This is a genomic window from Paraburkholderia sp. GAS82, assembly GCF_050436285.1.
Lineage (GTDB): Bacteria > Pseudomonadota > Gammaproteobacteria > Burkholderiales > Burkholderiaceae > Paraburkholderia > Paraburkholderia phenazinium_B.
The window spans coordinates 1-23,395 of the sequence record NZ_JBNDLX010000022.1 but is presented as its reverse complement, the minus strand read 5'-3'; the positions used below and the strand labels follow the sequence as shown (position 1 = coordinate 23,395).

Sequence of the window (23,395 nt, the reverse complement as noted above, 5' to 3'; positions counted from 1 at the left end):
TCCACGGCGATCTCGTCGAACGGATTCATCGACATCTTTACATTCGCAATGTCGACGCCCGTGCCATCCGATTTCACCCGGACTTTCACGTTGTAATCGACCACTCTCTTCACCGGCACCAATACTTTCATGTATGTCCTCTCATCGCCGCACACGACTGAATCGCAGCGTCGCTCTCCGCAAGTACGCGTCCAGACACGCGCTGACGGCGTTTCGCGCCGTCAGCGCGTGTCTTCCCCTTATATCCGGATGCTTGTCACACGACGTTTTTCTCGACAATCGGTTGGTTTTCCAACACCCTGGACCAACCGAGAGAAGAAACATCCAACGTTGTATAGCGACCATTTCTGATCAGCTCGCTCACAGCACGTCCCGTTGCAGGTCCATGTTGCAAACCATGACCACTGAAACCATTTGCAAAAACGCAATTCTCGACATCGGGGTGGTATCCGATGATGGCGTTTTGATCAAATACGTTGTACTCGTAATAGCCAGACCAGCAACTCTCGACTCTGAGCGCCTCAAACTGGGGAACCCGTTCTGCGAGTTTGGGCCACACGATCTCGTCGAAAAGTGCGTGATCTACTTCGTGCAGGGGCAAATCATCATGGTCATTCTCTGGCTTGGGTGCGATACCGCAAAGGTAACCGTTGCCTTCGGGTCGAAACCAGACGCCAGTAGGGTCAATCAGGAGAGGAGCGCGTTCTAGGACAGCAGGGGATGAAACGTTGAAAATGCTCCGACGGCGCGCGTGCACAGGGAGATCAATATCGAGCATCGCTGCGATGTTTCTAGCCCACGGCCCGGCTGCATTAACCAACGTGTCACATTCAAACTCCTCGCCGGAGGACGTCGCGACTCCGGTGGCCCGGCGAGCTTGCCTACGCACAGCGACAACTTCCAATGGAAAGTAGCGGGCACCTAGCGCCTGGGCCTTTTTCCTTAGTGCTTGAAGCACACCGTAGCTATCGAACCAGCCTTCACCTGAGACCCCGTACGAACCCGCTTCCAGATCGTCCACGTTCAGCCACGGAAACCGCTCAACCAGGCCCTTGCAATCCAGAAACGCAATGTTGGCTCCAAGACTATTCTGCATTGCGCAGTTCTCTCGCAGGACATCGGCCCCCTGCCGACCCGCAAGAAACAGATATCCGCCTTCATGCAGACTGGCCGTCGGTTTCGATCCGTTCACATCAAGAAGTTCTGGCATGGACCGAAGAAATTCGAGCCCGAAGCCCGACATCTGAACAGCCACCGCAGTCGAAAACTGCTGGCGAATCCCGGATCCAGAAAGCGCAGAAGACGAGCGAGCATAGCTCGGATCGCGCTCCAGGACCGTGACGGAGAGGCCGGGTTCATTCGCCAATAGAAAATAGGCCACTGCACTGCCAATCACTCCGCCGCCAATGATTACGACTTTCTGAGCCACTTTCGCTTCCTCCTATTGCTAACTAAGTGGTGATTCCGGATTACGTGGGCGATTGCGATCAGCCGTCCCCTATTGCGCAAGAGACAGCGAGTCGCCGACTCGTCTACCAAAGCCACTACCGGATCACGAGATCGTTTTCAACGTCGAGCCGTTCTGCGGTTTTGTCCCGCAACTTCGGGTTTCCAATGCCCCCGCCACCCGGCGTGCGTAATTGAATAACCTCGCCGGGCTGGATGACCTGCGTTCCCTTTCCTGCCATCACCCTGTCAGAGTCACGCATGCCAAGGTATCCGCTTGCACCGTCCTGACCTTCGTTACGGCCACGAGGAGGATGTTCTATCCGGTCAAAAGCAGCCAGAAGTTCTATAGGGCTGGAAGAAATATTCTCGATTTCGATATCGAGGCCGTTACCGCCGCGCCATTGACCTGCCCCCCCGGAACCGGGTCGCAGCTCTTTCTTCCAGAACATCAACGGCGTCGTGGTTTCCACAATCTCGATCGGCGTGCCTTTAACGCCGCTTGGGTACGCAGTCGCACTTAGCCCGTCTTTACCCGGACGCGCGCCGACGCCACCGTTTGTCACAATGCTACTGGCGAAAGCGCCGTTGCTACCGCCGTCGCGTCCACGGAAAGTCATAAGGTAAATGCACGATGTTCCTTCAGCGGGAACGCGGTCGGGAATCGCCTGGTGCAAACAGCCGAACACGACATCAGGAAGCATCTGGCCAACAATGTGCCGTGACGCTACGGGTGAAGGTTTCAGCGCATTAACAATAGAACCTTCTGGCGCAACTACGTCAAACAAGGATAGTGAGCCCGCGTTGTTAGGTATATGCGGCGCAACCGCGCAAGACAGTCCAAAAATTGCATAAGCTTTGGTATAGGACATCGGGCAGTTGATGCCCTTTCCCGATGCTGGCGAGGAGCCGGCAAAGTCAACAGCAATTCCCGATTCCGTGATCGTCGTCCTCGCAGTCAACGTAACAGGCTCGCTGTACCCGTCGATCGTCATGGAGCTTGTCCATGACCCCTTCGGCAGCTCCTTGACTGCGGCCAGCACCGCGGCACGCGAGCTTTCGAGAATATGTCGGCCGAGTTCGTCAAGGCTGTCCAGGTTGAACTCCCGCATCATGTCCGAAAGCCGCCGCGCACCGATTGCATTGCAATTCACAAGGGAATAGATATCTCCCTCCGTGTCGACCGGTGTACGTGTGTTGGCTTTGAAAATAGCCATCAACGTCTCGTTGAGCACACCCGCGTCAAAAAGCTTCATGAATGGCACTGCAAGCCCTTCCATGAAGACATCTGTCCCGTCTGGAACCGTCCCGATTCCCCCAATGTCCATCAGATGGCTTGTCGACGCGAACAATGCGACTAAGGTGCCGTCGTGGAAGGCTGGCGTCACCACCACGAGATCATTCAGGTGGCCCGTTCCCTTCCATGGATCGTTCGTACAATATACGTCCCCTGCCTTCATGCTATCTGCGGGGAACGCCTTGAGGAAGTGGCCAACCGATTCGGCCATTGAGTTGACGTGGCCAGGGGTACCCGTCACAGCCTGCGCCAGCATGCGTCCTTGAAGATCAAATACGCCTGCCGAGAGGTCTCCTGACTCGCGCACAATCGTACTGAACGCAGTTCGCAGCAGCGTCTGCGCCTGCTCTTCGACGACCGCCAGCAGTCTGTTCCACATGATCTGACGGCGGATCTCGTACAGTCCACCTTGCCTGACTTCCGATTTCATCTTGACTCTCCCTGGGAGACGCTCTTCTCGAGCACAATGCAGAGTCGATCGTTGACGGACGCGCTAAAGGTCGCTGGCACGAACGTCGTCGTCTCATATTCAGCGATAATGGCCGGCCCAGTAAGCGTGTTGCCGACTTCCATCTGTTCTCGCGCATAGACCGGAACGGTGATCGATTTGTCCGAGTCCGGGTCGAACAGGGTTCGTTCACCGACCGGTGTTGCCTCTGTCGCCGTCACCGGTCCCCTTCGCGTGATATCGGGCTTTTCCGCTATCGTGCTAACCGAAAACGTCCAAGTCAGTATTTCGACAATTGCGTGTGGAATTGCACGCGAGAACAATGCGATATATTCCTTTTCGAAAGCATCTCTAAGCGACTCCGCATCGCCTGCCGTCAACTCGCGCGCCGGCACACGCACCACGATCTCGTGTCCTTGGCCCTTGTAGCGCATGAATGCTTCGCATACTTCCACAAGTTCGCTGTCGCCCGCACCGGCGCGCACAACTGCACTGGCCTCCTGACGCATCTGGTCGATGAGTCGATTGGCCTGACCCGCATCGAATGTCGACAACGTCATGTAGCGGCTTCGTACGACCTCGAAAGCAATCGGCGCCCGGAGAAACCCGACCGCAGATCCCACACCGGCGTTTGCCGGGATGATCACCCTTCTCATTCCCAGCTTCTCGGCAAGACGAGCCGCGTGCAGGGGTGCCGCACCGCCGAAGGCAATCATCGTATGTGTCGCGATGTCTTTGCCGCGTTCCACAGAGTGCACTCGTGCAGCATTGGCCATGTTTTCATCGACCATTTCAAGGACACCGTAGGCCGAGTGGTGCACGGAAAGGTCGAGCTTCTGCCCGATCGCTCGTGTCAGGGCGGCTGCCGAGCGGTCCGGATAGAGCTTCATCTTGCCGCCAGCAAAACGATCGGGATCGATTCGACCGATGCAAAGATTCGAATCCGTGACCGTTGGCTCTTCTCCACCGCGACCATAACAGGCGGGCCCCGGCTCGGAGCCTGCGCTCTCGGGCCCGACCGCAATGCGCTTCAATGTGTCGACATGGGCAATGGACCCCCCCCCTGCACCGATCTCTATCATTTCGATCACGGGAATGCGCAACGGCAGTCCACTACCACGCAGGAATCGCGCTGCGCGGTCGACTTCGAAGGTGCGGGACGATTGAGGTTTCTGATCTTCGATGAGACAGATCTTCGCCGTGGTACCACCCATGTCGAACGAGACGACCTTGTGCTCGTCACATTGGGCCGCAACGTACGACGCAAGGATGGCACCGCCCGCCGGACCGCTCTCCACCAGGCGGATCGGGAAACGTGCGGCAGTCTCAAGGGTCGTCAGGCCACCACCCGACGTCATCAGGTACACCGGGCAATCGAAACCACGTGTTACGAGCTCCTTTCCGAGCCGCTGCAGATACCCCGCCATCAGCGGCTGCACATAGGCGTTTGCAACTGCTGTCGAGGTCCGTTCGTATTCGCGCACTTCGGGACAAACTTCGTACGAGAGAGTGACGGCAATGTCGGGACACTGTTCTGCAAGGATTTCCCGAACGCGCTGTTCGTGCTGCGGGTTGGCATACGAATGCAGCAACGCAACCGCGACGCTCTTGATCCCCATACGCCTGAGCTCGGGAGCCAATGCGTGAACCGACTTGTCGTCAAGTGGCAATACGACGTCGCCGCGCGCGTTGACACGCTCAATCACTGTGAATCGACGCGACCGCGGAATCAGCGCCGCGGGTTTGTCGATGAAAATGTCGTATTGATCAAAGCGTCCTTCGTCGGCGATGTCCAGGGTGTCCCTGAAACCTTCCGTGCCGATAACAGCGGTCAATGCACCCTTGCGCTCGATAATCGCATTGGTCGCGAGTGTCGTTCCGTGAATGAAAAGATCGACGTCAGACGGGGAGATTTCATGCTCCGCGAGCAAGGAAAGTGTGCCGTCGATCACTGCTCGCTCCGGCTCGCCAGGCGTCGTCAGCACCTTGCTTGTGAGTCGCTCGCCATCACGCTCCACTACGATGTCTGTAAAAGTACCGCCTATATCAGATGACAATCTCACGCGAGATTTTCTGTCTTTCGTGCTCATGTAATGCCCTTAATAGGTTGGCTGACTCTCAAAAGCTCGCGATTGAAGCGCATGTACTCACGTCAATACTGGCTTCGAGAACCACCACGCGAATGCATGTCGTACAGTCACCGCTACCGGATAGCTCATGGCGCCGAGCGCATCGCCACGCGTCCGGTCTCAGGCGGGAACACACACCATGCGCCGTCGTCGTGCCTGAAAAAAAAGAGTCCAACCGAGCCTGCAGGTCGGAGTATTTCGACACGCACATAGCACCTCTGATTCGAGCGCGTGCGACTGAATCGGGTCACCCGAACCGGTGTCGAAAGAGTCGGCACAAGCCATTTCTCGACCTGCAAACGCAATGATCTCGCTGCTACATTCACCTTCGTCTCCTTCAACTGCCAATTTTCAACTCGGGGCAGGAAACTTACGTATCGGAGTGCGCTGATAACGCGACGCCAACGACCAAAAGTCGCCTGCGGAATTGCGAGAACTCGGACATTTTGCGAATCCCTCGAATAGCCTGATGGTCAATGGAAAGCGCGGGCTCAAGCTCAAGCTCGGAACGATGCGGCCTACCTCGTGAGTACCGACGATGATGTTCCGTATTCGGACCATAAGTTTCATATCGGACCACAATTCAATTATAGGCGGGGAATTTTTCTGAAAACAACTAAATTCTGTAAAGGTCAGCGCAAACCCTAACGTTGTGACGATATGGCCTCGCGGTAGATACAGCGTCAGGGGGATACCCCTAGAATACGACTCGAGCGCACATAGATGCGCCGCTCGTGACAGCGTTGTGGCTGGCACGCTACCCCGGCGGGCCGATTCGACTGACAAAACAAGGCACCAATGCCCGGAGATCCGGACAGTCCTGGTCTGGCTTTTGTTAGGGGCCGCGGTGGGGTTGTCGGACTGGCGCCAGAGTCCCGTCTAAAACGACTTTCGGCAACCTATATGCGCGTGGCATTTATAGAGGAGTGCGAAGTAATAATTCAAGATGCCGATAAATTTCATGATATGAAATCCCCAATCCTGAACGCATCCAAACCACTCCCACCGAAAGACATCGCCGTCGGGTGTCAACCACACCAATCGCCGCCTAGGGCAAAGGCACTGCATCGCTAGAGCCACATCGCGGCAAGAGGTGTCGGAAACCGCGATCTACGCTTGGTTAGCGACGGGTACGCGCATCCATCGCGGGTTGCGCGACTTCCGGACACCGTCGGTGGGCAACGACGGCAGACGCCAGCTTGAATCCTTCAAAACCGAGTGTTTATATTCCTTGGACATTCCTTACGTATCCGCTTCCTTCAGGACACGCTGGCTTTGGATATGCCCTAGCGGTGCGTCAACAGCTACCCCGCTACCGCTTTTTCCGCTATCAGACTCCCGCGCCTGCGGTTTACCCGCCCTGGTAATGACCCTGCCCCACGGTCTCGTCGTGGTCCTTTGTCTCGCACTCCTCCCCACCATACATCGGGTGCCCGCGTTTCCCGCGTCGACGCCGCACATTTCTTGCGCGTTGACATCCCTGATTGGGTGAAATAGACTGTTCTCCATTCAGACCATTAGTCTCGCATGAGAACAAATTCATTGCGAAATATTCTCTGCCAGAAACTTTCGCGACAACGACTCCGAGAACCTCCAGTCGAGTCGTCGCGGCCCGCGACAGGAAAATTCACCGAATCGGGAGCACGAAGATGAAATCCCTCGAAGGTAGAAAGGCACTCGTGGTTGCGGGTGCGAAGGGCATTGCCAAGGCGTGTGTAGAACGATTTGCCGCTGCTGGAGCAGAAGTCTGTTTCTCCGATATCAACGCCCAGGCCGGCTTTGCGCTCGCTGAAAAACTTCAGGAGGCCGGCTATAAGGCAAGCTTCTTCGTGTCAGATGCGGGTGATTCGAAACAGGTCCGGGAACTGGTGAAGTCGGCTATTGACACGATGGGCACCATCGATGTTCTGCTTAACAGTGCAGGCGTGGCAACGCCGCAGGATCTGCTTGACATCACCGAAGAGGAATATGACCGGACGCTCAACGTCAATCTGAAATCGGCATTTGTGGCGAGTCAGGAAGTGGCACGCCACCTTCTGGCCAATAAGAGCACGGGGGTGATCATCAACATGTCCTCGGTCAATTCCGTCATGACGATTCCCAGCATCCTGGTCTACAACGTCTCGAAGGGCGGCATCAACCAGCTGACGAGAAACATGGCGGTCACGCTAGCTCCTCATGGCATCCGCGTGAATGCAATCGGTCCTGGCACCATCGAAACTGAGCTCGTGCGATCGACCGTGTTGTCGTCCGAAGAAGCCATGGCGAAGATCATGTCACGCACACCGATGGGTAGGCTCGGCCAACCGGAGGAAATGGCCTCGATCGCCGTGTTCCTCGCGAGTGATGAGTCATCCTATATCACCGGACAAATCATCTTCGCAGATGGCGGCCGTATGGGTCTCAACTACACCTGCTGACAGTGGCTAGACACTGTCGTCTGACACGCATGTTGACGTGACGGTCTGCCGACAGGAAGGGAGCGCCACCATGATGTCCGAAGCCACGCAACAGGTAGCTCGCAGCCAAAGCAGAAAATTTCAATACTGAGTATGAAGGACGGAGGAGACAAAATGGCCAGTGCATTGTCTGAGATTAGAGTATTAGACCTGTCGCGCGTGTTGGCGGGTCCATGGGCGGCTCAGACGCTTGGAGACATGGGTGCAGAAGTCATCAAAGTTGAGCGTCCCAATACTGGTGATGACACGCGCACTTGGGGGCCGCCTTACGTGAAGGACGCAAACGGCGAACTGACCCGAGAGTCGGCCTATTTCATGTGCACGAATCGCAACAAGAAGTCCGTCACTATCGACTTCACCCGCCCCGAAGGTCAGGAGCTTGTGAGGCAACTAGCAGCGAAATCGGACATTGTTATCGAGAACTTCAAGGTAGGTGGCCTCAAGCAGTACGGTCTCGACTACGCGTCCCTAAGCGCTATTAATCCACGTCTCATCTATTGCTCGATTACTGGCTTTGGACAAACTGGCCCCTACGCGCCTCGGCCAGGCTATGACTTTCTGATCCAGGCCATGGGTGGCCTGATGAGCATCACCGGTCATGGCGATAGCGAGCCGGGTGGTGGCCCGATGAAGGTCGGCGTGGCTTTGACGGATGTTATGACCGGGCTATATGCAGCCATCGCAATCTTGGGTGCACTTGCCGCCCGGAGCGGCACGGGTCGCGGTCAGCACATCGACATGAGTCTGCTCGATGTCCAGGTGGCCTGCCTCGCTAATCAGGCTATGAACTACCTTCATGGCGGTGTCATTCCAGGACGCCTCGGCAACGCTCACCCGAACGTAGTTCCCTACCAGGACTTTCCGACTGCCGATGGGAACATGATCCTGGCTATCGGTAACGACACCCAGTTTGCAAAGCTCTGTGCGGTGCTTGAACGGCCGGAACTGCTGTCCGACAGTCGCTTCGCGTCTAACGCCGCTCGCGTCGCGAATCGCAACGAGCTAGTCCAGACCCTGCGCGACATTACCGTTCAACGTACGACAGACACCTGGCTCGCCCAACTCGAATCGACTGGTGTGCCAAGTGGACCCGTCAACACGCTTGATCGCGTATTCCGCGATCCTCAGGTCATCCACCGCAACCTCAAAATCGAAATGGAGCATACCCAGGCGGGGCCTCTCCCCCTCCTTGCCAGCCCGGTGCGGCTGTCGGACACGCCCGTGGAATATCGGTTGCCCCCGCCCCTCCTGGGCGAGCACACCAACGACGTGCTTTCAACGGTCCTCAATCTCACCCCTGAAGTGCTGGCCCGTCTCACCTCCGAAAACGTTATCTGAGGACTATCCAAACCCGACGGTGAAACCATGATCGAATCACTTGACTATGTCTGTCTCCCGGACGAAGCGGAAGCCTTACGCAGCGAGGTTCGCGCCTTCCTGGCCGAGCACCTCATGAATGTTCCGGCGAACCAACGTGCCCGCTCTTGGATGGGCTTCTCCGCAGAATTTAGTCGAGCCTTGGGCCGCCGTGGCTGGCTCGGTTTAACGTTGCCGCGCAGCTACGGAAGCGCAGAACTGGGTGCATTTTCTCGCTTTGTTCTTGTAGAAGAACTACTTAACGCGGGGGCACCGGTCGGTGCCCACTGGATTGCCGACCGTCAAAGCGGCCCGCTCATCTTGTCGTACGGAACTGAAGCCCAGAAGCAATTTTATCTGCCCCGCATCAGCCGAGGCGAAGCGTTCTTTTGCATCGGCATGAGCGAGCCCAATGTTGGATCCGATTTGGCGAGTGTCCGTACCCAGGCACGCCGCACGAGTGACGGCTGGATTCTATCTGGGCAAAAAATCTGGACAACGCAGGCGCATCGATCACATTACATGATCGCACTAGTGCGGACCTCGGGATCGCCGGAGGACCGCCAGAAAGGTCTTTCGCAGCTCATTGTCGATCTTTCGCTTCCAGGGGTGGTCGTGCGGCCAATCAGGGATCTAACAGGCGACAGCCACTTCTGTGAAGTGTTTTTCGACGATGTGCATCTTGGCGGAGACGCCCTCATTGGAACAGAAGGGGATGGGTGGCGACAGGTGACCGCCGAACTGGCCTTTGAGCGCAGCGGTCCTGAACGGATCTATTCCAGCATCGTGCTGCTGAATGAGTGGGCTAGCTATCTGCGGCGGTGTGGAGCAATCGATCGTCTCGAATACGTCGCAGCAGGCCGACTTCTGAGTTCGCTTGTCACGCTTCGGGCAATGTCCATTTCAATCGTCGCGAAACTTCAGGCAGGTGAAAGTCCGGCGACCGTGGCCGCGTTGACGAAAGACCTCGGCACGGAGTTCGAACAGCTAGTGCCCGCTGTGATCGCCGACCTCGTGTCGGCAGTAGACAGCAGAACCGGACACGACGGGCCGCCATCCCCGGAGTTGCTTCAGACACTCGCATACATCACACACGTCGCGCCCTCGTTCTCTCTCCGGGGCGGTACGCGCGAGATTTTGCGCGGAATGATTGCCCGTGGTTTGGGTCTGCGCTAAATCTGCCGGAAGGAGACCTCGCATGAACGATATTTTTGCAGACTCATTTGATCGCCTTCTCGCGGGCGAGTGCCCGGCAAGTACCGTCCGGCAAATCGAGTCAGGAGAAAGCTTTTCCGGCCTCTGGGAAGCGCTGACCGAGAGCGCCTTTGCAGACCTGCTAGTGCCCGAGAGCGCCGGCGGCGCCGGACTATCGCTGCTCGATGCATCACCACTGATTGCTGCATGCGGCCGATATGCCCTTCCCGTGCCTTTGGCGTACACCATGCTCGTGCGTGCGTTGCTCGACCGCAAAAACCTCGAGACGCTCGCGGGTCCCGTTACGATTGCGGCAAGCGCTGTCAGGCACACCGGAGACGTGTTCCATTGTGACAATGTACCGTTCGGTCACGTCAGTGAATGGATCATGGTGGAGGAAAGCGGGCTTTGCCAGTTGTGGTCACTTGAAGCCGCCGATGTCGAAAGTGACGGCATTGAGGGAAGTCTCGACGCGTCGGCGACGTGGTCAAAGCGGCCTCGCTCGATCCCTCTTTTCTGCAACGGAACGCGAATGTCTGGTGCCGCTGTCACCGCGCTGTTGATCTCCGGCGCGCTGGAAAAAGTGCTGGAAATGACGATTTCCCATGCAAACGAACGCTCACAGTTCGGTCGCCCCATAGGCAAGTTTCAGGCAATCCAGCAACAGGTCAGTGTATTGGCAGAACTGACCTTTGCAGCACGAATGGCTTCCCGATTGGCGTGTTCTCCGTCGAGTGCGACACCAATCGCCAGCGGCGTCGCAATAGCTAAAGCTTACGCGAGTCAGGCCGCAGCTACTGCTGCCAGTATCGCCCACGCCGTCCATGGAGCAATCGGCATTACGGCTGAACACGACCTGAATCTATACACGCGCAGGTTGCACGCGTGGCGTCGCGCATTCGGAGCCGAAACGGCCTGGTATGCCGAGATCGGCGCGGCTTGGCTTGGTGGCAACGATTCTGCTCTCGATTTTGTTCGAAACGCAATTCCGCCCAGTGCGTCGTACGCCGACTCAACCAGTGAGTTATGACCATGACCAACTTTCTTGAAGTCACACGCGACGGTGCAGTGCTTACCTTGGCAATGAATGCGCCAGACACGCGCAACGCGCTCACGGGCAATACGGCCATACCGGAGTTTCTTGCTGAATGCGATCGGATCAACAGCGACGTGTCCATACGGGCAGTCATCATTACCGGATATAACGGTATGTTCTGTTCCGGGGGTAACCTCAAGGACATGCGGCGATATTTCGATGACGAGCTCACTCAAGCGCAGATCGCAATCGAGTATCGCACCGGAATACAGCGCCTCACGCGTGCCATCTACGGTCTGGATGTCCCAACCATTGCCGCAGTGAACGGCCCAGCCATTGGTGCTGGCTGCGACCTTAGTTGTATGTGCGATATCCGCATCGCTTCGGAGAGAGCAACTTTCGCCGAGAGCTTCATCAAGGTCGGAATTGTTCCGGGGGATGGCGGTGCATGGTTGTTGACCCGAACTATCGGTCGTTCTCGCGCGGCCGAAATGGCTTTCACTGGCGACATGCTCAGCGCCGATGAGGCACTACGGATTGGCCTCGTTTCTCAGGTCGTTTCATCGGAGGACCTGCTGGAAGCGGCCCAAAAGCTTGCTGCCCGAATCGTTCGCCACCCCGGGGCAACGCTGCGAATGACCAAACGGCTGATGCGCGAAAGTCAAGATAGTGGACTGGATACGATACTCGAAATGTCGGCGACTATGCAGGCCCTGGCGCACAAGTCACCGGAGCACCGCGAGGCAGTGACGGCGTTCATCGAGAAACGCGCCCCTCGATTCCCGGAGTGACCTCTGCGTACGCCGAGAAATAACCGCCAAGTGCAAATTTACTATCGCTAAGTCCCCGCGACGACACACTGAGCAAGGGGCCATCTCATACGGAGAAGAAGTTATGCAACGTTACCAAATGTACATCAATGGTGAGTCCCGCGCTTCGGTGAACGGCGAATGGTTCGAAACAGAAAACCCCTTTACAGGTGAAGCCTGGGCAGAGGTCGCCAGAGGAAGCCGCACTGATGTCGATCATGCCGTGAATGCGGCTCACGCCGCATTCGTCTCAGGGCCATGGGCGCAAATGTCTGCAAGTCAACGAGGCATGCTGCTACACCGTGTTGGTGACCTGATCGCACGCGACGCCAGGCGGCTCGCCGAACTTGAGGTACGCGATAACGGCAAACTCATGGCCGAGATGTATGCCCAATGCCAGTACATCCCGCAGTGGTACTATTACTTTGGCGGCCTCGCCGACAAGATTCAGGGAAGCGTTATTCCGCTCGATAAAAAGGGCTTTTTCAACTTTACTCGTCATGAACCTCTGGGCGTGGTTGCCGCCATCACGCCATGGAACTCGCCTCTCCTTTTGGCATCCTGGAAAATCGCTCCCGCACTTGCTGCGGGCTGCACTGTTGTCATCAAGCCATCGGAATTCACATCCGTCTCAACGATTGAATTTGCGAAGCTGTTCGAGGAAGCTGGTTTTCCGCCGGGAGTAATCAACGTCGTCACCGGCTTTGGCGCCGATGTCGGAGCCCCCCTGGTCGAACATCCGCTGGTCAAGAAAATCACGTTCACCGGTGCCGAGACGACCGGCAGAGCCGTTAACGAAGCAGCGGCACGTCAGTTCAAGCACGTCAGCCTTGAACTCGGCGGTAAATCTCCGAATATCGTATTCGAGGATGCGGACCTCGAAGATGCTGTGAACGGTGCGGTGTCCGGCATCTTCGCGGCAACGGGTCAGACGTGCATCGCTGGATCACGTCTTCTTGTTCAGGAAAGCATTTACGACGAATTTGTAGATAGGCTGCTGACCCTCGCTCGCACTGCGCGAATGGGGGATCCGTCAAGCCCGGATACACAAGTTGGCCCCGTGACCACTCGACCGCAGTATAAGAAAGTCCTCTCCTATATCGATATAGCAAAGCAGGATGGTGCGACACTGCTGCTGGGCGGCAAGCCGGGCACCGCGCCTGAATGTGGGAATGGATGGTTCGTTGAGCCTACCATTTTCGGAAATGTCAGCAACAGTATGCGCATTGCACAGGAAGAAGTCTTTGGCCCGATTCTCTCTGTTATCAAGTTCAAGAACGAGGACGAGGCCGTTTCGATCGCAAACGACGTCCGTTTCGGCTTGGGTTCGGGGGTATGGACAAAAGACATCGGTCGCTCAATTCGCATGTCAGAGAAGATTCAAGCTGGCATCGTGTGGGTGAACACTTATCGCGCTGTCAGCTACATGTCGCCATTTGGGGGATACAAAGAGTCCGGTCTGGGCCGTGAGAACGGTATCGACGCGATCAGGGAATACCTACAAACCAAGAGTGTCTGGATCAACAGCGGCGTCAAGACGACAAACCCGTTCATATTGCGCTGAATCTAGTGAGACCAGGTTGCACGCGAGACCCAGTTCATCAGTTCGAGATGGCGAGTGATCCTAGCCAACCGCGAAACGACATGGGCTCGAACAGCTTCCCGGGATTCGGATGCTGAAGTACCCCTTCCTACGATGAGCTCATTTTGATGGATACGACTTCTGGCTGCGTGTACGGCCTGCGCGAGTCAATGAAATATAACGGCTGCGCCCCTTGAATCAGACCTGGCCGGAAGAGGTAACCTCGATGACAAGGGCCAGACCTTTCACGTGGCGATAGACCGCGAGCAACGGGAAGTGTGTGGCACTGACGTCAAGGGCCGCCGCGCGCTACCTAAACACAGTCAAAGACGACTGTGACCTGGTCACGCGATAAACGCATCATGCCGTCAGTGGATGTGTCGACTTCCCTCACCTGCTTGCCCTGGCTACTACAGTACGCTTTGGCACGGCCCGTGGCCGAATTCTTTACACTTGCCCATGAAATAAATTCCGAGTTAAGGTTGCCGCGCGCCGACACGGCCCAGTGCCCGTGCTCTGTCGAAGTTACGTCCGAGCTGGTCGCGCATCCCGCAAGCGCGATAGCATAAAGTATGGGTAATGTTAGTCGCATTTTTTAAATCTAAACTTTTATGGATTCCTGATCACCATTTTTTATCAGCGGATCGATTGTCGCCTTGATCGCCCACAACTCGATGGCCCTGTTTATCTCCGGTTGTCAAAGTGACCGTATCTCCTCCGCAGTGTATTTTTATTACTCATGAAAAGGAATTCCTAAACCGGTAACTAACTGTTAGCACCCGTGCAAAACTGCCCCAGTCGCTGATGTGGGAGCGGATCGACAGCGAGGCCCTTGTGATCCACTTTCTTCCGCCGAAGGCGGAAGACTCGAGTGGTGAAGCGGTCGTGGCGCAAGAGGTTGCCATTCCGATTGGCGCTACCTGCTGCGGCGCCGTGGGTGACAGAGGGGCTACATCCGGAACTCGTAGCCTCGGCCACAAGGGAAGAAGATGCATACGTGGAGATGAATACGGCCGACGCGTGTGTCTCCTCAAACCGCACGTGCGAAATGGGTTTGAGACACGTCACCGGATGACCCTACGAGTCGTTTGTTTTCAGTCTCGAAGAGTGCACCCGGGAGACGTGAAGCATCGCGGAATTTTGTGGCATGACATGCGCGCTTCGATGCGACCTTATTGCGCGCTCCATCCGCCATCGATTTGCAGCGCGGATCCTCGCATCTCATTGGCGGATGGGGAGCACAAGAATACGGCGAGATCGCCGATTTGATCAGGAGTTACAAATTGCTGAGAGGGTTGTTTTTCTCCAAGAAATCTCGCACTTGCTTCGTCTGGCGACAGCGATTCACGCACAGCGAAATCGTCGATTTGCTTCTGCAATAGAGGTGTCAACACCATACCGGGGCAAATAGCATTCACCGTGACACCTGAGCGTGCGCTTTCCAGCGCGGCGACCTTTGTCAATCCAACGACGCCGTGCTTTGCTGCTACATATGCAGATTTCCCAACAGAGCCGACAAGGCCGTGAACCGACGCGATATTGATGACCCGTCCCCAACCCCGTTCGCGCATCGCTGGTAGTGCGAGCCGCATTGTGTGAAATGCCGAACTCAGGTTGATGGCGATGATTGAATCCCAGCTTGCCACAGGAAACAAATCGATCCGCTCGACAAACTGGATTCCGGCATTGTTGACCAGTATGTCGACACCGCCAAACGTTTGGACTGCAAAATTTATCATTGCTTCGATTTCGGCCGGCCTCGTCATATCAGCGGCGTGATGCACGACGTTCACGCCCGACGTTTCGACCGTGGCAACGGCTTCTTTAACGTCGCCGAATCCGTTCAACACCAGGTTCGCACCCGCACGGGCCAAGGCGGTTGCAATTCCCAGCCCGATGCCACTCGTCGATCCGGTAACGACGGCCGCTTTGCCTGCGAGGAATCTGGAATCAGAAATTTTCATATGCAGTGTTAGACAGTAGTGGGAAAACATGGGGATATCGCCCCGGCATTGCAGTGCGTACAGACCACTGCGGTCACTTTGCATCGGAATTGCGGTGCGTGAGACGTAAAGACTAAATCGATCCGCCCGATCGTAATGCACCTCTTGCCGCTACACGGGCGTTCGGGCGCCTTCGTACATCTGGACTACCGGCGGTATCGTCATCAGCCCCGTGCCCAGCATCGGCCGCTGACTGGAAAAGCCCGAAAGCACGTTCGGCGAGTACCGCGCTGAAATTCGCGCTTCTCACTATCTGCTGGACCAGGCCGAGGTCCTTGACGAAAACGTCAAACCCCGCCCGCAAAAGGGAGGTGGCCACTCCCCTTCCCATCGCGCCCAAGCCAACCACCCCCACTTTTCGTTGCATGGCAATTTCCTTTCGCACGCCCCATATTGGTTGTACCAGAACTTACATGGTCGGACCTGAGAGGTCAATTTTCGATTTCCCGGGTCAGGCTGATACATTGCATGGATTGCAACGATTCGTCCGTGGGTCGAGGCCTGAGGGGATTGGGGCGATAAATTGACTTCGCCGTTTTTTGAAACTACCATCTGGTTGTACCAGATATGGCAAAAAATGGGACAACGTATATTTGCGTGCGAGGACATTTTTCTGCGGCTTCACCGAGGGATAAACATGCATCGCAAGTTTCGCGTTCTTTCTACGAGCAAAATCGATCCGCTCGGGTCTGAAATGCTGGCTCCTTTGTGCGAGCTGATAGTTCCACCAGATGACCGGGCGGACACGCTGCGACGATACATGGCGGATATCGACGCGCTGATCGTGCGCGTTCGCCTGCCCGATGACATATTTACGAAGGCCGCGCGACTAAAGGCTATTGTGCGCCACGGCGTCGGGCTTGATTTCATCCCGGTTAGTCAGGCGACTGAAGCCGGCATTCCTGTTGCCAATCTTCCAGACTCGAATACGCAGGCGGTGGTGGAGCATGTAGTCGGCGCGCTCTTCGCGCTTGCGCGCGACTTTCACCGCATACCCGGCCTGCTCAAACGCGAGGGTTGGTCCGTCAGGCAGGCGTATCACGGCTTGGAACTTCGGGGCCGAGCCGTGGGGATCGTTGGACTTGGACGCATCGGTCTCGGTGTCGCAACAGCACTGCACCATGGTTTCGGCATGCGAGTGCTCGGGTACGACGTCGCGACCCAAGCCACGTTACCTGATTTCATCGTACAGACGTCTCTTGAGAGCGTGTTCAGCGAGTCCGATTTCATTACGCTACACGCACCGCTCCTGCCGTCCACGCAACATCTGGTCAATGCACAACTTCTTGGTCTGGTCAAACCACAGGCTTATCTCATCAACGCCGCACGGGGCGGTCTCGTCGACGACTCCGCATTGCTAGAGGCACTGAGTGAAAATCGGCTCGCTGGAGCAGCGCTAGATGTGTTCGAACCTGAGCCACTCGCCGCAGACCATCCCTACCTGCAACGCGACAATGTGCTCGTTACGCCCCATACAGCAGCGCTTACCCAGGAGAGTGTCGCGCGCATGAGTGTGGGCTCGGCGCAGGCCGTGCTCGATGTCTTGCATGGCCGGTGTCCCACGAATCTGGTCAATCCGGAAATCTGGGACCACTACCTGGAGCGCTGGAATCTGCGCTCCCCACGCTGAGCAGTCAGCCCTGTTCTGTCAGCTACTTAAAAAATATGAAAATCACAGACATCATTGCATATCCGGTCACTTCGCCCGTGCCGGAGGCACATCAAGTTCGCCTCGGTATTGGCAAAATGGTCAAGCGCGACACGGTCGTCGTGAAAGTCACAACTGATGAGGGGATCGTCGGCTGGGGAGAATCCCATCATGCGCGCGCGCATCTGGCGGTCGCCACGCTGGTTAACACGACGTTAAAGCAACTTGTACTCGGGTTTGACGCGACTGACGTAAACGGCGTCTGGTCGCAAATCTACCGCTATCAGCTTGCGTCGCATGGCATGGGAGCGGCTTGTGCCGCGGCGATGAGCGGCATAGATATCGCCTTGTGGGACATCCGCGGCAAAGCCGTCGGGTGGCCTCTATACCGTCTTCTTGGCGGTGCCGCGCGGGACGTGCGTGCGTATGCGGGCGGTATCTGCCTCGGATTTCAGGATCCAGGAGCGCTGGTTGAAGAGGTCGCCCTCATGATTGAACGGGGATTTTCCGCCGTCAAACTCCGCATTGGGGATTCACCGAGATCCGATATTGACCGCGTGAGAGCCGTGCGCTCGCATTTCGCAGATGTAGAGATACTTACCGATGCGAACGTTGCGTATTCACTGTCGGACTTTTATGCGGTCGCACCGTACTTTGAAGAGGCGCGCATTCGTTGGTTAGAAGAAGCCTTTCCTGCACACGACTATCGCAGCTACCGGGATGCGAAACGAATGTCGCGCTTCGAGCTTGCCGCCGGCGAGAATCACTTCACCCGATATGAGTTTGCACAACTGATTGACGCAGAATGCGTGACGGTCCTCCAGCCGGATCTCTCCAAGGTGGGCGGCGTTTCGGAGATGCTAAAGGTGGCTGCGATGGCGTCTGCGCAAAAACTCCCCATCCACTGCCACTCGAGCATGGGCATCAACATGGCGGCCACGCTACACGTACTGTGTTCCATCGACAATGCAGGATATTTCGAGGCCGACTGTTCCGTTCACAATCCGCTTCGCGATCAGCTCGTCGACTTCCGTTTCGACATTGATCACCAAGGTACGCTACGGCCTGGCGAGCGCCCTGGAATCGGCATTGAAGTTGACGAAGATTTTATCCGCCACCATAGCGGCTCGACTGGGCCTAGCTTCGTTTAATGTTCACGGCAATATGTGTCAACGTGATCGATTCATTTTATTTCCAACAATCGAAGGAGCAAGCATGTCAGAGCAAATTCAAGCCGTCGTTGGCAGGACCTCGGTGCGGCACGTCGCTGCAGATGGTTCGGATATCGAACATGGATTAAGAGAATATTTTACATATCGCGACACAGGCTTAAAGGAGGCTACGTCCGGCGCTTACACTGCGCACGTAATTCGGGCGGTGCCGGGCAAACAGGGGGAGGCAGAATGGCACACCCATGAAACAACCTTCCAACTGGTGTTTGTACTTCGCGGATGGATCGACTTCGAGTTCGAAGATATTGGTGTTGTGCGCCTTGTACCGGGATCGTCGTGCTATTTCCCGTCCGGGGTGCGACATCAGGTATTAGGCAACAGTGACGATTTCGAACAGCTGGAAATCGTTTCACCTGGCGATTTCGCGACGAACCCTGCGTCAAAACCCTGAGCGACCCCGCAGAGCCAGATAAGATTTGACCTCCGGCACTCTCTACTTCAGGTAGATTGCGGGCGGAGTCTGGCTGAAACGCGCTGCCTGCCCCGTTGACAGGCGGTCTGTTGCCTCAGGCGAACTCTTTCGTAGCGGCACGTTTGCGCTTTCGACCCGGCGCCGCAAGTTTGTCCGCACCTTGTTCTTCGTCATTCTCCGTTGCAAACAACGTGCGGAAGTACACATCAACACCTTTAATGTGCTGCCGCAGTATCGTCTCGGCTTCTTCAATGTTTCTCGCGGCGATCGCGCCAAGCAACTTGCGGTGATCGGCAACCGACTTGCGGCAATGCTCGTCTGACGAAAAGTAGACCTCGCGACGCTTCTTCGACATCAGATAGAAGACGTTTACGAAGCGCACGAAGACGTCGTTTTGAGTGGCCGATACGATTGCCAGATGGAACTCCGCGTCGAGTGCTGCGAGTGCGTGACCGTCGCCACGTGCCTCGATGCAACGTTTGAGAATCGCGGAGAGCTTGTTCAGGTCCGCATCGGTTCGGCGCTCGCACGCGAGTCTCACCGCCTGAACCTCAAGCAATCGCCGCAACTCCACGGACTGGATCACCTCGTCAGGGCTCAGGGGCGTATCGGCCTCGGCAAATAAAACCATCGCTTCAATGCTTGTTTCGGCTGAGTCGGCGCGAAGAAAAATGCCGGATTTCGGCCGCGCGTCGACGATTCGCAAAGTGTCCAGCCGGATGAGTGCTTCCCGCAGCGCTCCACGACTCATGCGAAACATTTCCGACATCTCGCGTTCAGACGGCAGCTTGTCGCCCGGTCCAAAACCACGCTCCTGAATCAGACGGACGAGTTGACGAACGTTTTCCATCATGCAGTCACCGCTCAATATGCAGAACTGGCACTATTGCCTTTAGGTGCATCGGACTGGCGCAACAGCCACCATTCACGGGCCTTGCACCGCTTCGCAGGGCAAGCACCCAGCGCGCCATGTAGCTTACGCGTAAGGCCCAATCTGGTCAAACCAGATCAGGCCTTACGCTGCGTCTAACTGCCCATGCTGGTCAGTCCGCGGGCCGTCGCAGGAATCCGGCCGCCGGCCACATAGTTTTCAACTACTGTGCGATCGGGTTCACGCGATGCGGCACGAGAAACAGAAGCGCGCAGGCCGGTCCCTCCACAAAGCGTCTCCTAGAGCAGAATGCGTCACGGGAAAAGTTGTTCGCGGACGTAATCGCGAAGACGTTCATGCCATGGGCACTGTCTGCTGCTCCCAACCTCTGAGGGACGTGGTTAAAAGACCGGTTACGGTGTATCCATCCCAACCGTCTCGAAATCGTGTATCCATGCAACAGCGATAAATATCGGCTGGAGTACCTCGTTCATCTCCCGCTCCCCGTGCGCCTGCCTGGGTTTGTTTCGACACAGTCATTGTCGACGATTCGTACGGTAGAGCCGACGGACCGTTCTTGGCCGCTTGCCGCACGCGTTAGCGACTATCATGTATTGAACAGTCTCCTTCGCGAGCGTTGCGGCGGGCATGCTGGGCAAGCCGTCGCCGTTTAGCCTGCAACAACGGAGCCCAGTGGGCTCTGCCGGACCGCGGCGAGAGTGCGAATGCGACGGCCTTCGAGCATTACGTCGACGGGCCGTCGAAGGTCTTCCATCAGGTTGACGGCAGGTTCGAGTATGCGGGGCCGGGCGGCAATCGCGCGCAGCACGCTGCTGATGGTGGTGCACGCGGTGGTCGCGCAGTTGACCCGGGATGGATAAGGGTCGTGTGTACGCTACGGCATGGGCCTGATGCCGCAACGTCCGGCACCGTCTTCAGGCCTCATTGGAAGGAGACAAGACGATGAACTCGAGAAGCAGGCTGTGGCGCACGCGTGGGCGCGCGCCGTCGTGGCTGGGTGCATTCTGTGTGCTTGTACTGTGCGCCATGTCGAGCGGCGGTACGTATTCGGAGACGACGGATGGTCCATGCCGGGACGCGGAATGCGGACCACACGGGCCACCTCCGCCGTCAAAAACAAGCTGTCCGCAACTAAACGGGTTGACCATCCCGGCCCGCGAGATCGGCCTGCCGACAACCGGTGCCATCGTCACATCAACGACACAGGTGGCGGCGAGCGGCACCGGAGCGACAGCTACCGGGTCATACTGCCTCGTGGCCGGCGCGATTCGTCCGGTCGATCCGTCCGCCCCGGATATCCTGTTCAACGTCGCGTTGCCGGACCAGTGGAACGGCAAGATCCTGATGCTCGGCGGCGGCGGGTTCGACGGCTCGATTCTAGCCGTGACCGGGAACGTGCCGAGCGCGCCGGCCAATCTGCCGGGACCGTTGTCGCGCGGCTACGCGGTGTTCGCGAGCGATTCCGGGCACGAGGCGACGAACGGCTCGGTGAACGGCGCGTTCTCCGTCAACGCCGAGGCGTACGACAACTTCATGGGCGAAGCCCTGAAGAAGACGCACGACGCCGCGCTCGTGATCATCGACAAGCATTACGGCACGCATCCGTACAAGGCGTACTTCGCGGGCGGCTCGACTGGCGGCCGCGAGGCGCTGACCGTCGCGCAGCGCTGGCCACAGGACTGGAACGGTGTGATCGCTTTCTACCCCGCGTATGACTTCACGACGCTGAGCCTGCAGCAGTTGCGCGCGACGGAAGGTTTCACCGCGCCGGGCGCGTACCTCGACACAGCACAGCGCGCGCTGCTCCTGAAAGCGGTGATGCAGGTGTGCGATGGGCTCGACGGCGTCGAGGACGGGTTGATCAGCAACGTGCAGGCGTGCAACTCGACGTTCAATCCGGCGACGGCCCATGTCGACGGCAAGCCATTGCGCTGCGCCGGCGGTGCGGCACGGGGAGACACGTGCCTGTCGGACCGGCAGATCGCGGCGCTCAACACGATGAACACCCCGCTCGTCTTTGGGTATCCGCTCGAAAACGGCGAAACGCAGTATCCGGGCTATAACGTGTATGGCGCCGATCTGGGGGTGGGCAGCAGTTCGCCGCTCGAGGCGACGATCACGGAGCTCGCGCTCGGTACGACGCAGCCGTCGTATCCGCTGCAGAGCACTGCGATGTTCGACGGACAGATCAGCGACCAGTTCGTCCGCTACACGGTGATGGGCAACCCGAACTTCGATTCACTGACGTTCAATCCGGCGCTCGCCGGTCAATGGTCCGGGCGGATCAGCATGCTGTCGGGACTCGACGCGACCGATGCGAACCTGACGCCCTTCATGCGACGCGGTGGCAAGTTGCTGATGGCGCACGGCACCGTGGACCAGACCGTCAGCACGCGGGCCACCGAGATCTACTATCAGCGCTTGCTGTTCACGATGGGCTTTAGCGCCGTCGAGTCGTTCGTGCGCTTCTACGAGATTCCGGGGATGCAGCACGGGATCGGCACCGAGTTCAACGCGTCATGGGACTCGCTCGCGGCGCTGGAGAACTGGGTCGAGCACGGGACGCCGCCGGTACATCAGGTGGACACCGATACCGCGGGCGTGCCGGGACGCACGCGGCCGCTGTGCCAGTATCCGGCGTGGCCTAGCTATAACGGCGCGGGTGACGTGAACAGCGCGACGTCGTTTACCTGCGTGCAGGGATAGCGAACGCAAGCCGCGACGCGCGAATGGCTACCGCGCCCGTTATCGCCGCGCGTCGCGCATCAACCGCAATCTATAGCGCTGGTGTGCCTGCATCGACCGCGTGCATCTCCTTCTGGATATGCGCGATCTGTTGCCCGTGATCGGCGAGGCATCGATACTCATCGTTCCTTGCAACGTAGACGAAGTCGCGCTTGGTAAAGAGTCCTTTCTTCCTTGATGCCGAGGTAAGTGGTTTCGGGACATACGCCTTGATCCCGGCCAGTTTGCACGCACGGATATCCGGACCGCTGAAGTACGCCCGGTCAGCCAGCACCTTTAGCTTCGGCTTGCCCATGGCGCTCTTCGCCGACAAAGCCCTCCTGCTGAGTTACCCGTGATCGCTTCCGATATTCTTCACCTCGTGTTCGACGATCTGATGATGCTTCGTATCAGGAACGTCTGGACGTTGTAGCCAACGGTACCGGTTCTCTTGCACCGCTGATGCTGGCGCAGGAGCGCGATCGTCTCGTACAGGCGCACGGTCTTCACATCGAAACCTGTCGGACTGGTTCGGTCTGCAGTTTCAATCATGTCGAGGTATCGCTGGAGTCACCCGGTCTCAATGCGTTGATTCAGTTTAGGTGATGAATGCGTTTTCGCACGCCCTCGGCCGGAATGAGTCGCTAACGGCGGGCGGGTCGCAACGGCCTCCGTGCTCCCCATGTCCATATCGGGGAACCGGCAGCTTCTACAAACCGCCCATCAAC

The 23,395-nt window shown here is 57.3% G+C and carries 15 protein-coding genes and 3 pseudogenes; 10 read left to right on the top strand and 8 right to left on the bottom strand.

The features are described 5' to 3' along the window. The 4 genes and pseudogenes from P3T17_RS37420 to P3T17_RS37405 form a co-directional block, all read right to left on the bottom strand. Nucleotides 1-131: pseudogene (locus P3T17_RS37420) on the bottom strand (electron transfer flavoprotein subunit beta/FixA family protein); the annotation flags it as partial. A gap of 125 nt (nucleotides 132-256) precedes the next feature. Further along, on the bottom strand, nucleotides 257-1,429 hold the full coding sequence (locus P3T17_RS37415; RefSeq protein ID WP_074267514.1) for an NAD(P)/FAD-dependent oxidoreductase: 1,173 nt from the start codon (nucleotides 1,427-1,429) through the stop codon (nucleotides 257-259). A gap of 115 nt (nucleotides 1,430-1,544) precedes the next feature. Then, a complete protein-coding gene (locus P3T17_RS37410; protein WP_074267513.1) occupies nucleotides 1,545-3,173 on the bottom strand; it encodes a hydantoinase B/oxoprolinase family protein in 1,629 nt (542 codons plus the stop codon). Continuing rightward, the gene (locus P3T17_RS37405) at nucleotides 3,170-5,281 is read right to left on the bottom strand and encodes a hydantoinase/oxoprolinase family protein (RefSeq protein ID WP_074267512.1); all 2,112 of its coding nucleotides are present in this window, start codon (nucleotides 5,279-5,281) and stop codon (nucleotides 3,170-3,172) included. The genes P3T17_RS37410 and P3T17_RS37405 overlap by 4 nt, the downstream gene beginning before the upstream one ends. 1,688 nt (nucleotides 5,282-6,969) lie before the next feature. Here P3T17_RS37405 and P3T17_RS37400 point away from each other — a divergent pair. From P3T17_RS37400 to P3T17_RS37375, 6 genes are all read left to right on the top strand, one after another. Beyond that, complete coding sequence (locus tag P3T17_RS37400) at nucleotides 6,970-7,740, top strand: SDR family NAD(P)-dependent oxidoreductase (RefSeq protein WP_074267509.1); 771 nt, start codon at nucleotides 6,970-6,972, stop codon at nucleotides 7,738-7,740. 132 nt (nucleotides 7,741-7,872) lie between these two features. Beyond that, a complete protein-coding gene (locus P3T17_RS37395; protein WP_074267508.1) occupies nucleotides 7,873-9,117 on the top strand; it encodes a CaiB/BaiF CoA transferase family protein in 1,245 nt (414 codons plus the stop codon). Between the two features lie 27 nt (nucleotides 9,118-9,144). Continuing rightward, complete coding sequence (locus tag P3T17_RS37390) at nucleotides 9,145-10,311, top strand: acyl-CoA dehydrogenase family protein (RefSeq protein WP_074267507.1); 1,167 nt, start codon at nucleotides 9,145-9,147, stop codon at nucleotides 10,309-10,311. Between the two features lie 22 nt (nucleotides 10,312-10,333). Further along, on the top strand, nucleotides 10,334-11,359 hold the full coding sequence (locus tag P3T17_RS37385) for an acyl-CoA dehydrogenase family protein (RefSeq protein WP_074267506.1): 1,026 nt from the start codon (nucleotides 10,334-10,336) through the stop codon (nucleotides 11,357-11,359). Between the two features lie 2 nt (nucleotides 11,360-11,361). Next, nucleotides 11,362-12,156 (top strand): crotonase/enoyl-CoA hydratase family protein, encoded by a 795-nt coding sequence (locus P3T17_RS37380; protein ID WP_074267505.1) that lies wholly within the window; start codon nucleotides 11,362-11,364, stop codon nucleotides 12,154-12,156. A 103-nt stretch (nucleotides 12,157-12,259) separates the two neighbouring features. Next, nucleotides 12,260-13,738: an aldehyde dehydrogenase gene (locus P3T17_RS37375; RefSeq protein ID WP_074267504.1), complete on the top strand. Its 1,479-nt coding sequence runs from the start codon at nucleotides 12,260-12,262 to the stop codon at nucleotides 13,736-13,738. Between the two features lie 1,190 nt (nucleotides 13,739-14,928). On the opposite strand, the gene P3T17_RS37370 is transcribed toward P3T17_RS37375, so the two are convergent. Both P3T17_RS37370 and P3T17_RS37365 read right to left on the bottom strand, forming a co-directional pair. Beyond that, nucleotides 14,929-15,750: a 3-hydroxybutyrate dehydrogenase gene (locus tag P3T17_RS37370; RefSeq protein ID WP_290439562.1), complete on the bottom strand. Its 822-nt coding sequence runs from the start codon at nucleotides 15,748-15,750 to the stop codon at nucleotides 14,929-14,931. Between the two features lie 277 nt (nucleotides 15,751-16,027). Beyond that, nucleotides 16,028-16,126: pseudogene (locus P3T17_RS37365) on the bottom strand (3-hydroxyacyl-CoA dehydrogenase NAD-binding domain-containing protein); the annotation flags it as partial. Between the two features lie 156 nt (nucleotides 16,127-16,282). Between P3T17_RS37365 and P3T17_RS37360 the strand changes: the two are divergent. The 3 genes from P3T17_RS37360 to P3T17_RS37350 all read left to right on the top strand — a co-directional run bounded on the left by P3T17_RS37360 (nucleotide 16,283) and on the right by P3T17_RS37350 (nucleotide 19,030). Next, the gene (locus tag P3T17_RS37360) at nucleotides 16,283-17,389 is read left to right on the top strand and encodes a hydroxyacid dehydrogenase (protein WP_429289440.1); all 1,107 of its coding nucleotides are present in this window, start codon (nucleotides 16,283-16,285) and stop codon (nucleotides 17,387-17,389) included. Between the two features lie 35 nt (nucleotides 17,390-17,424). Then, nucleotides 17,425-18,558, top strand: coding sequence for a mandelate racemase/muconate lactonizing enzyme family protein (locus P3T17_RS37355; RefSeq protein WP_074267500.1), 1,134 nt, complete (start codon nucleotides 17,425-17,427; stop codon nucleotides 18,556-18,558). A gap of 64 nt (nucleotides 18,559-18,622) precedes the next feature. Then, nucleotides 18,623-19,030, top strand: a complete 408-nt coding sequence (locus P3T17_RS37350; RefSeq protein ID WP_429411954.1) for a cupin domain-containing protein — start codon at nucleotides 18,623-18,625, stop codon at nucleotides 19,028-19,030. Nucleotides 19,031-19,145: 115 nt separating this feature from the next. Here P3T17_RS37350 and P3T17_RS37345 read toward each other — a convergent pair whose 3' ends face one another. Beyond that, nucleotides 19,146-19,904 (bottom strand): FadR/GntR family transcriptional regulator, encoded by a 759-nt coding sequence (locus P3T17_RS37345; protein ID WP_074267498.1) that lies wholly within the window; start codon nucleotides 19,902-19,904, stop codon nucleotides 19,146-19,148. Between the two features lie 981 nt (nucleotides 19,905-20,885). Between P3T17_RS37345 and P3T17_RS37340 the strand changes: the two genes are divergently transcribed. Then, nucleotides 20,886-22,649: a tannase/feruloyl esterase family alpha/beta hydrolase gene (locus P3T17_RS37340; protein ID WP_429411948.1), complete on the top strand. Its 1,764-nt coding sequence runs from the start codon at nucleotides 20,886-20,888 to the stop codon at nucleotides 22,647-22,649. 118 nt (nucleotides 22,650-22,767) lie between these two features. Here the strand turns inward: P3T17_RS37340 and P3T17_RS37335 are convergent. Next, nucleotides 22,768-23,237 (bottom strand): annotated as a pseudogene (locus tag P3T17_RS37335) (IS5/IS1182 family transposase); the annotation flags it as partial. Between the last annotated feature and the right edge of the window lie 158 nt (nucleotides 23,238-23,395).